Origin of the sequence: Rhizobium laguerreae (assembly GCF_019778565.1) — a bacterium.
In the GTDB taxonomy this organism is placed as follows: Bacteria; Pseudomonadota; Alphaproteobacteria; order Rhizobiales; family Rhizobiaceae; genus Rhizobium; species Rhizobium laguerreae.
On the sequence record NZ_JAAXQT010000002.1, the window covers coordinates 465,423 to 476,438 of the forward strand.

At 61.4% G+C, this 11,016-nt stretch carries 12 protein-coding genes; 7 read left to right on the forward strand and 5 right to left on the reverse strand.

Going from position 1 to position 11,016, the window contains the following annotated elements:
- Window positions 1-204: 204 nt before the first annotated feature.
- Window positions 205-954 (reverse strand): L,D-transpeptidase, encoded by a 750-nt coding sequence (locus HFO71_RS09125; RefSeq protein ID WP_025393318.1) that lies wholly within the window; start codon window positions 952-954, stop codon window positions 205-207.
- Window positions 955-1,203: 249 nt separating this feature from the next.
- Between HFO71_RS09125 and HFO71_RS09130 the strand changes: the two genes are divergently transcribed.
- Together HFO71_RS09130 and HFO71_RS09135 are read left to right on the forward strand one after the other, a co-directional pair.
- On the forward strand, window positions 1,204-1,833 hold the full coding sequence (locus HFO71_RS09130; RefSeq protein WP_221970054.1) for a DNA-3-methyladenine glycosylase I: 630 nt from the start codon (window positions 1,204-1,206) through the stop codon (window positions 1,831-1,833).
- Window positions 1,830-2,333, forward strand: coding sequence for a hypothetical protein (locus HFO71_RS09135; RefSeq protein WP_131666259.1), 504 nt, complete (start codon window positions 1,830-1,832; stop codon window positions 2,331-2,333). Before HFO71_RS09130 ends, HFO71_RS09135 begins: the two co-directional genes overlap by 4 nt.
- 19 nt (window positions 2,334-2,352) lie before the next feature.
- Here the strand turns inward: HFO71_RS09135 and HFO71_RS09140 are convergent, their stop codons facing one another.
- A complete protein-coding gene (locus HFO71_RS09140; protein ID WP_168340098.1) occupies window positions 2,353-3,057 on the reverse strand; it encodes an HAD family hydrolase in 705 nt (234 codons plus the stop codon).
- 236 nt (window positions 3,058-3,293) lie between these two features.
- On the opposite strand from HFO71_RS09140, the gene HFO71_RS09145 reads away from it, so the two are divergent.
- Window positions 3,294-4,343, forward strand: coding sequence for an aldo/keto reductase (locus HFO71_RS09145; protein ID WP_168340097.1), 1,050 nt, complete (start codon window positions 3,294-3,296; stop codon window positions 4,341-4,343).
- Window positions 4,344-4,501: 158 nt separating this feature from the next.
- Here HFO71_RS09145 and HFO71_RS09150 read toward each other — a convergent pair whose 3' ends face one another.
- Window positions 4,502-5,263: a hypothetical protein gene (locus HFO71_RS09150; protein WP_221987911.1), complete on the reverse strand. Its 762-nt coding sequence runs from the start codon at window positions 5,261-5,263 to the stop codon at window positions 4,502-4,504.
- Between the two features lie 130 nt (window positions 5,264-5,393).
- On the opposite strand from HFO71_RS09150, the gene hisS reads away from it, so the two are divergent.
- Genes hisS through hisG form a run of 3 tightly spaced genes read left to right on the forward strand, consistent with a single transcriptional unit; the run spans window position 5,394 to window position 8,770 of the window.
- A complete protein-coding gene (hisS, locus tag HFO71_RS09155; RefSeq protein ID WP_131642846.1) occupies window positions 5,394-6,914 on the forward strand; it encodes a histidine--tRNA ligase in 1,521 nt (506 codons plus the stop codon).
- 42 nt (window positions 6,915-6,956) lie between these two features.
- On the forward strand, window positions 6,957-8,078 hold the full coding sequence (locus HFO71_RS09160; RefSeq protein WP_221987912.1) for an ATP phosphoribosyltransferase regulatory subunit: 1,122 nt from the start codon (window positions 6,957-6,959) through the stop codon (window positions 8,076-8,078).
- Complete coding sequence (gene hisG / locus HFO71_RS09165) at window positions 8,075-8,770, forward strand: ATP phosphoribosyltransferase (protein WP_020048629.1); 696 nt, start codon at window positions 8,075-8,077, stop codon at window positions 8,768-8,770. The genes HFO71_RS09160 and hisG overlap by 4 nt, the downstream gene beginning before the upstream one ends.
- A 78-nt stretch (window positions 8,771-8,848) precedes the next feature.
- Here the strand turns inward: hisG and HFO71_RS09170 are convergent, their stop codons facing one another.
- The gene (locus HFO71_RS09170) at window positions 8,849-9,262 is read right to left on the reverse strand and encodes a DoxX family protein (RefSeq protein ID WP_221959377.1); all 414 of its coding nucleotides are present in this window, start codon (window positions 9,260-9,262) and stop codon (window positions 8,849-8,851) included.
- A gap of 209 nt (window positions 9,263-9,471) precedes the next feature.
- Between HFO71_RS09170 and HFO71_RS09175 the strand changes: the two genes are divergently transcribed.
- Window positions 9,472-10,182, forward strand: a complete 711-nt coding sequence (locus HFO71_RS09175; RefSeq protein ID WP_077976705.1) for a glutathione binding-like protein — start codon at window positions 9,472-9,474, stop codon at window positions 10,180-10,182.
- 176 nt (window positions 10,183-10,358) lie between these two features.
- On the opposite strand, the gene HFO71_RS09180 is transcribed toward HFO71_RS09175, so the two are convergent.
- A complete protein-coding gene (locus tag HFO71_RS09180) occupies window positions 10,359-10,805 on the reverse strand; it encodes a hypothetical protein (RefSeq protein WP_221987913.1) in 447 nt (148 codons plus the stop codon).
- Window positions 10,806-11,016 lie beyond the last annotated feature (211 nt).

Genomic DNA, 11,016 nt, shown 5'->3' on the forward strand with positions numbered 1-11,016 from the left:
ATGAACTTCTGCCCGATTCAAGATCGGTGTGGCCGGATAAAACATTTTTTGGAGAAGGGGAGCCGGATGTTCTTGCGGCTCCTACTGCATAATTTATCCTCAAATCGGAATCGACGTAAGGAAAAATTATGCAGCAATTTAAAGAATTAGAGCGCCCCTTGCGCATCAGAAAAGACGCGCGGCGCTGTAAGTATTGCGCCGCCGTTACATGACGATGACGCGGGTCCCGACATTGACGCGGTCGTAGAGGTCGACGACGTCTTCGTTGCGCAGGCGGATGCAGCCGGAGGAAACGGCGCTGCCGATTGACCAGGGCGCGTTGGTGCCGTGGATGCGGTAAAGCGTCGAGCCGAGATACATGGCGCGCGCACCGAGCGGGTTTTCCGCCCCGCCATCCATGCGCGCCGGTAGATAATGGCCCTTGGCGGCTTCGCGGCGGACCATCTCGGAAGGCGGCGTCCAGTCCGGCCATTCGGTCTTGCGGGTGATCTTGTGGGCGCCTGCCCATTCGAAGCCCGGCTTGCCGACGCCGACGCCATAACGCCGCGCCTTGCCGCCTTGCATCACCAGATAGAGGAAGCGGTTGTTGGTATCGATGACGATCGTGCCGGGCTTTTCCGTGGTGTCGTAATCGACCATTTGCGGCAGGTATTGCGGTTCGATCGGGCGGCGGATCGACGGAATGCCGGGATTGATCGCCGAGACGGTCTGCGGTGCGGCCTGCGGCGCCTGGCGCAGCACGCGGCGCTGGAAAAGGCCGCGCTGCTGCTGGCGGATGACCGGCCGCTGATAGACGACGGGACGAACCCTGCCGCCGCCCAGCTGGTTGATCCAGGGCGCAGTCAGATCGGGGCTGAGCACGACGGGCGGGCGGGTGGCGTAGCGGTCGTCTGCAATGGCGGCCGTGGAGAAAATGCCGAACAGGGTTGCGGCAAGAACAAGCTGTTTCATCATCGGACGAACTCTCTACAAATGACCGAAAATGCGGCTGGCGGGACAGGTCCGCCCGGGCGGAGAGGTTCCGCCCGGGAAAGACGCTGCCACCCTATCCGCCAGCGAATGGTAAAGATCGATTCATGAAAAGCCGACCGACGGGATAAACTTTTCGTCAGGGTTACCGTTCGGTTTGGAAAGACGGTTTGCAAATGGTAAAGCCGGAATCATGAGCAGAGAACGAAGCGGACCCCCGCAGAATGAAGGATCATGAGCGCGACTGGCATCATCATCGGCGAGGACGGCAGGAGCCGCTGCCACTGGCACGCCAACCTGCCCGATTATCTCCGGTATCATGACGAGGAATGGGGCCGCCCCGTCACCGATGATACCCGCCTCTTCGAGAAGATCTGCCTCGAAGGCTTTCAGTCCGGCCTTTCCTGGCTGACGATCCTGCGCAAACGCGAGAATTTCCGCGCCGCCTTTTCAGGTTTCGATTTCGAAAAGGTCGCCCTCTTCGGCGAAGGGGATGTCGCTCGCTGTCTTGCCGATGCCGGCATCATCCGCCATCGCGGCAAGATCGTCTCGACCATCAACAATGCCAAGCGCGCAATCGAACTCCGGGACGAATTCGGCTCGCTCGCCCATTATTTCTGGCGTTACGAGCCCGGCCATAACGAGCGGCCGGCGGTGGTCGACCGCGAGCATATCGTCGCCAATCCGACGACGTCGACATCGGTGGTCATTTCGAAGGATCTGAAGAAACGCGGCTGGACCTTTGTCGGCCCGACCACAGTTTATGCTTTCATGCAGGCGATGGGTCTCGTCAACGATCATCTGGAAGGCTGCTTCTGCCGGCCCGAGGTCGAGGCGATGCGCACCGCTCTGGTTCGCCCATGAAAGATCATTCCGTGAGAACACTGATCGCCGCCGCTGCCCTTTTCCTCCTGACCGTCTCTGCTATGGCGCAGACGCCGCAACTCGACCCCGGTGAGAAGCTGGAGAAGCTGCAATTCCCGGCCGTCACCATGCAGTTGAAGGGCTGGACGAAGTTCGGCAATGGCCATGTTTATACGCTGCCGGTGCGCGCCGGCCAGCACCTGAAGATCAGTTTTTCCACCAAGAGCAAATTTGCCTTCCTGGCGATTTTCGACCTGTCGAAACCCGATGACGAGGCCTTCTTCGGCACCGACGAGGACGGCATGAGCTTCGAGACGACGATCAAGGAAAACGCCACCTGGCTGCTGCGTCCCTATTATTCCAAGGTCTCGCCGCGCCGTGGCCTCGGCGCTCCCTTCAGCATCCTGATCGAGCCGCTGGTGGCTGCGCCGCCAGCGAAACCGCCGGCCGAGCCGGAGCGCCCCTCGCTCTTCCCGAAGGCCCCGCCGAAGCGGCAATGAGGCAGAGGTAGTGCCCGGCTTAGCCGAGCCGGTCGATCAGGTCGCGCAATTCGCCGAGGTGGTCGATCTTGCGGAAACGCGGCGCCTCTTTTGGCTCGTCCACATGTTCCAGCACCCAGGTCAGTTCGTGCGGCACGAAGACGCCGTAGCTGCCGGCGGCGATTGCCGGCACGATATCCGATTTCAGCGAATTGCCGACCATCATCGCTCGCTCCGGCCCGTCGCCGACCTTGGCGAAGATGCGGCGATAGGTGACGGCCGTCTTGTCGGAGACGATCTCGACGGCATCGAAGAAGTCGCCGAGCCCGGATTGGGCAAGCTTGCGCTCCTGATCGAAGAGATCGCCCTTGGTGATCATGACGAGCAGGTATTTGCCGGCAAGCGCCTCCAGCGTATCGCGCACATGCGGCATCGTCTCGACCGGGTGATTGAGAAGATCGCGGCCGGTATCGAGGATCTTGGCGATCACGCTCGCCGGCACCTTGCCCTCGGTGATCTCGATTGCGGTTTCGACCATCGACAGCGTGAAGCCCTTGATGCCGAAGCCGTAATGGCGAAGGTTGCGTTTTTCGGCCTCCAGCAGCCGTTCGGAAATCTTCGGTCCTTCGGCGAAATCGGCAAGAAGCCTGGTAAAATGCGCTTCCGTCAGCCGGTAATATTGTTCGTTCTGCCAGAGCGTATCATCGGCATCGAAGCCGATCGTGGTCAGTGGTCGCGCTGCCATATGCGTACCTCTTAAAATATGGTCGGCAATCTATCGGCGGCCTGTGTCGAGACAAGGGCATCGCCTCCGCAGAGCCAAGCTACGGCGTTGAAAAGCGCCGCCGCCGCACTACATGAAAATCGCCTCACCTTGCAGCCAGCCACGGCTGTGCCTGTCATATGCAGGCCAATAATCAAAAAATGAAGTTCTTGAGTTCGCAAGCCCTCTTGCGGCAGACACAAAGGAATTTTTCCACCATGCGTTACAATCAACTCGGAAATACGGGACTTTTCGTCTCGGAAATCTGCCTCGGCACGATGACCTTCGGTGAAGCCAAGCAAGGCAGCGCCTGGGGCGCCATCGCCGATGTCGACCAAAATGCCGCCGACCGGATCGTCGAGCGCTCGCTTGCATCAGGCGTCAATTTCATCGACACGGCCGATGTCTATTCATTCGGCGAGTCCGAACGGCTGCTCGGCCAGGCGCTGAAGAACCTCGACATCCCGCGCAAGGACGTCGTCATCGCCACCAAGGTCTACGGCGTCATGGGCGACAAGCCGAACGACCGCGGCGCCTCGCGCGGCCACATCATGGATTCGGTCGAGGCGAGCCTCGAGCGCCTGCAGACCGATCATATCGACCTCTATCAGATCCACGGGACCGATACGGTGACGCCGATCGAGGAGACGTTGCGCGCTCTTGACGATCTCGTTTCCCGCGGTCTCGTGCGCTATATCGGCGTCTCCAACTGGCAGGCCTGGCGCATTTCCAAGGCGTTGGGCCTCTCCGAACGCCGGAGCTTTGCCCGTTTCGAAACCGTGCAGGCCTATTACTCCATCGCCGGCCGCGATCTCGAACGCGACATCGTGCCGATGATGCAGGAGGAAAAGCTCGGCCTGATGGTATGGTCGCCGCTCGCCGGCGGTCTGCTCTCCGGTAAATATGGTCCGGGCGCGCCCGGCAATGGTGAAGGCCGCCGCGCCAGTTTCGATTTCCCGCCCGTCGACAAGGACAAGGCCTGGGCCTGCGTCGCCGTCATGCGCGAAATCGCCGAAAAACACGGCGTCAGCGTCGCCACCGTGGCGCTCGCCTATATCCTCGCCAAGCCTTTCGTCACGACAGTCATCATCGGCGCCAAGCGTGTCGACCAACTCGACCAGAACCTTGCCGCCGTCAAGCTGAAGCTTGATGAAGACGATATCAAGAAGCTCGACGAGGTAAGCGCGCTTGCGCCCGAATATCCGGGCTGGATGCTGGCGCGACAGGGCGCCGGCCGTCGTCCAGCCGATTTCGAGCCGAAGGACTGAGATCTCATAAGTCTTGGGGAACGCCGGACATCCGGCGTTCCCCTTTTCATCAACGATCGGCTACTTGCCGTGGGCCTTGAGCCAGGCGTTCATCTCGGCGATCTCGGTTCGCTGTGAATGTCGGCTGCAACCAAATACTGCCGGCGGTCATATCCGGATCACCAGCCGGCAATGACCTTGTGCTCGATCCTATAATCGTTGCTTTCTTCGCCGAGCGGCACGACCGGCCATGTCCAGGCCGCTTTTGCCGGCGGCGGCAAAACGCCGTGCAGCAGGTCGGCCTCTTCATGCGTCTTGCCGTTGCGGTCGATGACGGCATAGGCGATGTCGGTTACTAGGCAGTTGCGGCAGGGAAGCCCCGCAAGTCCGGTCAGATGTGCCGTGATCAGCCTTTCCACCGTGTCTTCAGGCATTCGCCCGGCCTCGGCCTCATGGCGCCGTTTCACGCCGCGACCGATCTGCGACAAGAGGTTGGCGGAAACCACGAAGTCGAGATAGGGCACGCCGCGCAGGAAGCCGAGCGATTCGGGCTCGCGGCCGGCGGCAAGTTCGTCATAGCCGGAGAGATCGCGCTCGATCAGCCGGACGTTGCGATAGAATTTGGCCGACAGCCACAGGCGCACCGAGGCGAGATGAACGAGATCGACCAGGACGACGGTGTCGAAATCCCGCGCCAGCACTTCGATCGGCACGTCGCGCAACAGGCCGGAGCCGAGGACGACGGCGGTCCGCTTCTGCCTGAGGTCGGCCGCTGCTGCCAGGATCGCCTTCCGGCTCATCTCCTCATGTTCGGCCCAATCCGCCGCACAGCGCCCGGCCCGCGACCAGAGATTGACGGAATAGCGGATGAACTTTCGACACGGCTTGCCGGTCAGCGGCAAGGTCGCGGCATAGAGAAGCGCCTCAGTGATCATGAGCATATCCGCATTTCTGGTGGACGCCTCTTCGTTCAATCGATTCCGGTCTTGAGATCAAGGGCCTTCGCCCTTGCCGCTCCCCGCCCAATCCGCTAGGAAACCGCCACTGTCACAGTCAGTGGAATTCCCGGAAATGAACGACAAGCAGAAGAAACCGCAAAAGCTCAAGGCCCGCCTGCCGCGCGGCTTCGTCGACCGCACGGCCGGTGATATCCGCGCCGTCAATGAGATGACGGCAAAAATCCGGGAAGTCTATGAGCATTATGGTTTCGATCCGCTCGAAACGCCGCTGTTCGAATATACCGATGCGCTTGGCAAGTTTCTGCCCGATAGCGACCGGCCGAACGAGGGCGTGTTCTCGCTGCAGGACGATGACGAGCAATGGATGTCGCTGCGCTACGACCTGACGGCGCCGCTCGCCCGTCATGTCGCCGAGAATTTCAACGAGATCCAGCTGCCCTATCGCACCTATCGCGCCGGCTACGTCTTCCGCAACGAGAAGCCAGGCCCAGGCCGGTTCCGCCAGTTCATGCAGTTCGATGCCGATACCGTCGGCGCGCCTGGTGTTCAGGCCGATGCCGAAATGTGCATGATGATGGCCGATACGCTGGAAGCCCTCGGCATCAAGCGCGGCGATTACCTCATCCGCGTCAATAACCGCAAGGTTCTGGATGGCGTGCTCGAGGCGATCGGTCTCGGCGGCGACGACAAGGCGGGGCAACGGTTGAACGTGCTGCGCGCCATCGACAAGCTCGACAAGTTTGGCCCGGAGGGCGTGGCCCTGCTGCTCGGTCCCGGCCGCAAGGATGAATCCGGCGACTTCACCAAGGGCGCAGGGCTCGATCAGGCGCAGATCGACAAGGTACTGTTCTTCGTCGGCATCAAGGACTATGCCGAAAGCGCTCAACGCCTCGCCGAGCTGGTTGCGGGAACCTCCAAAGGTGGCGAAGGCGTCGACGAGCTGAATTTCATCGGTGCACTCGTCACCAGCGCCGGCTATGGCCCTGACCGCATCAAAATCGACCCCTCCGTCGTCCGTGGCCTCGAATATTATACAGGCCCGGTCTATGAGGCCGAACTGACCTTCGACGTTACCAACGAGAAGGGCGAGAAGGTCGTCTTCGGTTCGGTCGGCGGCGGCGGCCGTTATGACGGCCTCGTCTCCCGCTTCATGGGCCAGCCGGTTCCGGCGACGGGCTTTTCGATCGGCGTCTCCAGGCTGATGACGGCGCTGAAGAACCTCGGCAAGCTCGGCGCCAGCGAGGTCATCGAGCCGGTGCTGGTGACCGTCATGGACGGCGATGTCGAGGCGATGGGCCGCTATCAAAGGATGACGCAGGAACTGCGCGCCGCCGGCATCCGCGCCGAGATGTTCCAGGGCAACTGGAAGAAATTCGGCAACCAGCTGAAATATGCCGATCGCCGCGGCTGCCCTATCGCCATCATCCAGGGCGGCGACGAGCGCGCGACAAGCGTCGTGCAGATCAAGGATCTGATCGAGGGCAAGCGGCTCTCCGGCGAGATCGAGGACAATGCCAGCTGGCGCGAAGCGCGCGTAGCGCAGGAAACGGCGCCGGAAGCCGACCTCGTCGCCAAGGTGAAGGAGATTCTTGCTGCGCAGGCCGAGGATCGGAAGCGAGCGGCGAATGTCTGAGGCGTTTCCGGCACGACCGTCGCCTATTATTCGGAGCCCGGCATGCCCCTGATCAACCTCCCCGAATTCGCCAACGACCTCATCGCCGAATTCATCGAGCGCAACGCCGAGCGCATCGACACGCCTGTCATTCAGCCGGCCGAACCTTTCCTTGATATTGCCGGTGAGGACCTGCGCCGCCGCATCTTCATGACGGAGAGCGAAACCGGCGCCAGCCTTTGCCTGCGTCCCGAATTCACCATTCCCGTCTGTCTGCGCCACATCGAGACGGCGACCGGCACGCCGAAGCGTTATGCCTATCTCGGCGAGGTTTTCCGCCAGCGTCGCGACGGCGCCAACGAATTCTATCAGGCCGGCATCGAGGATCTTGGCGATATCGACCTGTCAAACGCCGACGCCCGCGCCATCGGCGATGCCACCGGCATTCTCGCCCGACTGCTGCCGGGTCGGCGCTTAGCCGTGACATTAGGCGACCAGGCGGTGTTCGAGGCCGTCGTCCAGGCGCTCGGCCTGCCGCTTGGCTGGCAGAAGCGTCTGATCCACGCCTTCGGCAATATGACGCAGCTGGAGGCGCTGCTTGCCAGTCTCGTCAGCCCGCAATTCGTCACCGGGCTGGACGACGATATCGCCAGGCTTGTCGCATCAGGCGACGAGCAGGCGCTGGTCGCTCATCTCGAGCGCGAGATGCAGAAGACCGGCTATTCGACGAATGCCGGCCGCTCGCCTCTCGAGATCTCCCGACGGCTCAAGGAAAAGCTCATCCTGTCCGAAACGCGCCTCGACGATGCCGCCTTCCATGTGCTGGAAGAGTTCCTGTCGCTCGACGTGCCGCTCGTCAATGCGTCCGCAGCCCTTTCCGGTTTCGCTGATGCCGCCGGCCTGAAACTCGGCAACGCGCTCGCCCGCTTCAATGGCCGCGTCGCAGCACTTTCCAATGCCGGCGTCGATCTTTCCTGCCTCGACTACCGCGCCGCCTTCGGACGGCCGCTCGACTATTACACCGGCCTCGTCTTCGAGGTGACAGTCGAAGGCTCGACCGCAGTTCTGGCCGGCGGCGGCCGTTTCGACCGGCTCCTGACTTTCCTCGGTGCGACGGACCGCATCCCGGCCGTCGGCTTCTCCTTCTGGCTCGACCGCATCGAAACCGAGAGGACAGCCGCATGACCATCACCATCGCGCTTCCCTCCAAGGGCCGGATGAAGGAAGACGCGTCGGCGATCTTCGAGCGTGCCGGCATGACGATCTCGGCGGTCGGTAACGATCGCTCCTATCGCGGCCGCGTCGAAGGCTGGGACGATGTGGAAATCGCCTTCCTCTCGGCTTCCGAAATCTCCCGTGAAATCGGCAACGGCACCGTCGATTTCGGCGTCACCGGCGAGGATCTGATGCGGGAAGGTTTTGCCGAAGTCGACAAGCGCGTCGAATTCTGCGCCCGCCTCGGCTTCGGCCATGCCGATGTCGTTGTTGCTGTGCCGGAGATCTGGCTCGATGTCGAGACCATGGCCGATCTCGTCGATGTCGCCGCCGATTTTCGCGCTCGCCACGGCCGACGCCTTGCCATCGCCACCAAATACTGGCGGCTGACCCAGCAGTTCTTTTCGAGCCAGCACGGCATCCAGCTTTATCGCATCGTCGAAAGCCTGGGCGCCACCGAGGGCGCTCCCGCCGCGGGCTCGGCCGATATCATCGTCGATATCACCTCCACCGGCTCGACGCTGCGGGCCAACCACCTGAAGGTGCTCCAGGACGGTGTCATCCTGCATTCGCAGGCCTGCCTGGTGCGGGCCCGAAAGGAAAGCCACGCCGGCGAGCCCGCCGTGCAGGCAATCATCGAGGCGGTGCGCGCGGCCCTCTGATCCCGGCCATTCAGGCACGAGAAAACCCGCCGTCGGATGACGGCGGGTTTCGTATTTGCGGGAGGATGTCTGCTGGTATCAGGCGGCCACGTAGGCGCCGCGGCGTGCGTCGATCGAATAGGCACCGGCACCAACGGTGGCGAGCAGGATGTACGCACCGGCCAGCGTGACGTTCTTCATGACCATGATCTGGTTGAGAATATTCACGAGTTCCGTGCCGCTTGCGTAGGGCAGGTGGAAGGCAACACCCGTGAAGACACAGAAGGCGGCGAGCAGCCAGCCGGCGATGCGGACCTGGAAGCCTGTGAGAACCGCAAGGCCGGCCAGCAATTCAAAAAGGCCTGCGGCATAGGCCAGCAGGCTTGCTGCGGGCAGCCCGGCACCAGCGATCATGCCCGTAGTACCGGCAGGATCGGTCAGCTTCATGAAGCCGGAAAGGATGAACATGAAGGAAAGAAGAATGCGGGCAGTCAGGATGATGGCGTTCGACATGGATGGTCTCCGTTTGAAGGGCTCTGGAGATCTGGGTGCCCCGGCACCTGTTGGACCTCGTATGCCACCTATGTCGCCTTTTTCTTCCTTTATGGAAAGATAAACGAAAGGGGACAGTTCGTTCAATAATATGAAACGATGTCATGCCGTCGTCGCTTGCCTTTCACGAAGCCGATCTCTTATGGTCGGCTGATAACATGGAGAATCCGATGGCAGATCTGTCCGCATTTCCGATCACGACGCGCTGGCCGGCTAAGAATTCCGACATCATCCAGCTCTATTCCCTGCAGACCCCGAATGGGGTGAAGGTATCCGTCGCCCTGGAAGAGCTCGGGCTTGCCTACGAGCCGCATTATATTTCCTTCGCCGCCAACGAGCAGAAGTCGCCGGAATTTGAATCTCTCAACCCGAACGGCCGCATTCCGGCGATCATCGATCCGGACGGTCCCGACGGGAAGCCGATCGGCCTTTTCGAATCCGGCGCCATTCTGCTTTACCTCGCCGAAAAAACCGGCAAGCTCATCCCTGCCGATGCCGCCGGCCGATATGAAACCATCCAGTGGGTGTTCTTCCAGATGGCGGGCATCGGCCCGATGTTCGGCCAGTTCGGACATTTCTACAAATTTGCCGCCGACAAGGTCGCCAACAATTCCTATCCGGTCGAGCGTTATCGCGACGAATCCAAGCGCCTGCTCGGCGTGCTAGAAGACCGGCTGAAAGGTCGTGAGTGGATCATGGGCGATCAGTACACGATCGCCGACATCACCACCTTCACCTGGGTTCGCGGTGCCGATATTTTCTATGGCGGCCGCGAGGTTCTCGAATACGCGAAATTTCCCGCCGTCTCGGATTGGCTGGAGCGCTGCATCGCTCGTCCGGCAAGTGCCAGAGGCCTCAACATACCGGTCAAGCCGGAGTAACGAACGACCCAAGAGATCGCCGATCCCGCCCCTCATCCGGCTGCCGCCACCTTCTCCCCGTAAACGGGGCGAAGGGACAAGCCGCGACCTTTCCGTTCCCCGCCTACCTACCGCAGGACACGTCCCCTCGCCCCGCGAGCGGGGAGAGGGTTAGGGTGAGGGGCAGCCATTCCGGCCTATCGTCGGCTTGTGATCTGCTTTGCGCCTTCCAGCTTGAAGCGTGGAAAGACGAAGACGCCGACCATGCTGCCGCTGAACTTTTCTTCCAGACCGTTGGACTCGCCGATGCAGAAGAGCGGCTGGCGAAAGCCGTTCGACATGATGATCGTCGTCGAAAAACAGAAGGAGGAGCAGCGCGCCGCCGCCTGCTCGAACAGCTCCAATATGTGGCTGCGGTCCTTGGCATCATAGCAGCGGATCAGGCTGAGCAGTCCGCATTCCTGTGCGGCGAGGCCGTGCAGCATCGCGCTCCATTCGCCGAGACGGAGCATGCCGCTCGAAAAATCTCCAGTCCAGGCTTCGGAAACGGAAAACTGCGCCAACATCTTATGATTTTGATTGGCGTCATCAAGCGTGCTGGGTGTCAAAGGTACGGCTGCATTGGCTCTGGCGATGTTAAACAAGGCGTTCTCCCGTTCGGATGCGGCTCCTCGGCCGCACGCTCGGCAAACACAAAGAAACAGGATCACGCAGCAGCGGGCATGATGCCCGCGCTTACCTCCGGCGATTATTGCCACGGCCATCTGGCCTCCGTAACCGGAGCTCCTCAAAGCCGAACGTTCACGTATCGCCTTCCGCGCTCCGGCCTCGTCCATTGGCGAAAAATTATCGCCG